Source organism: Halomonas sp. 707D4, assembly GCF_024158685.1.
Lineage (GTDB): Bacteria > Pseudomonadota > Gammaproteobacteria > Pseudomonadales > Halomonadaceae > Vreelandella.
In genome coordinates this window covers 1-1,068 of sequence record NZ_JAMZBD010000738.1, presented here as the reverse complement: position 1 = coordinate 1,068, position 1,068 = coordinate 1, and the positions used below count along the sequence as shown (strand labels likewise).

Genomic DNA, 1,068 nt, shown 5'->3' with positions numbered 1-1,068 from the left:
CCGTCGTAGAGCACGTAGACGCCGCTGACACCGGGGCCGTCCGGGTTCTCGGCCAGAAACTCCACCACCGCGTTCAGGTCGCCAAAGCCCATCTCGTAGGCGCCGGAAGCGACCCGGTTGATCGCCCCGGCGGAGCCGCTGCCGGAATCGATCTGGACATCCAGCCCCTCGTCGGCGAAGTAGCCCTTCTCCTTGGCCATCAAGAACGGCGCGGCGGGGCCCTCGAAGCGCCAGTCGAGCTGAAAGCGGATTGGCGTGTCGCCCAGGGCCTGCGCGGAAGAGAATGCCAGGCCAAGCGAGGTGGGAAGCGCCACGCGCCAGGAAGCAAAGAACGGGGACATGAGGAGCACCTTGTATACAATAAGCGTTGCCCACCTACTGCATCAACGCGGCCAGAAACCAGTATGTCATTCGTTATCAGTGGCTTGCGCTATGTGCCTTACTTCTTGTCGCGCCACGCATGCTCGCTTGTGGTGCAGAAGGCGATTTTTTCGCACCAATGTAAAACGTATTAGACTTTGGTCTATGCCGCCGCTATACTGACGGCTGTTTCCTGTCCTCGCGCCATTTCCCCAATGGCGCTTTTTTTTATCTGCTTATTGCCTACGCTATACGCAATCACGCTGCTTCCTCTCGTCCCACCAAAGGTGTTCTTCTTGATGAAACAACCGGCCTCAGATGCCGAAAGCCGACCGCGTCATGCGCTAGGCGATCCCATCGTACTCATCCTCAGCATCGGCTTCATACTCCTCTTCCTCGCGCTTTCGATCTTCGATCTGGACTTCCTCGCCAACGCCATCAGCCAGGGCTTCGCCTGGAGCGCGCTGAACTTCGGTACCTACTTCCAGTTCCTGATGCTGGTGACCTTCTTCATCGCCATCGGGCTCGCCCTCACCCCGGCCGGCAAGGCCAAGATCGGCGATCTCGATGCACCAGAATTGAGCACGTTCAAGTGGATCTCGATCATCCTGTGCACGCTGCTGGCCGGCGGCGGGGTGTTCTTCGCCGCGGGCGAGCCGATCTACCACTTCGTCAACGTGCCGCCGGCCTTCGATACCGACCCGGACG

Annotated in this window: 2 protein-coding genes; one reads left to right on the top strand and one right to left on the bottom strand. The window is 59.8% G+C overall.

Going from position 1 to position 1,068, the window contains the following annotated elements:
- A partial coding sequence (locus tag BIS11_RS18345) for an ABC transporter substrate-binding protein (protein ID WP_253586831.1) occupies positions 1-341 on the bottom strand: 341 nt, incomplete at its 3' end.
- A gap of 318 nt (positions 342-659) precedes the next feature.
- On the opposite strand from BIS11_RS18345, the gene BIS11_RS18340 reads away from it, so the two are divergent.
- A partial coding sequence (locus tag BIS11_RS18340; protein ID WP_253586830.1) for a BCCT family transporter occupies positions 660-1,068 on the top strand: 409 nt, incomplete at its 3' end.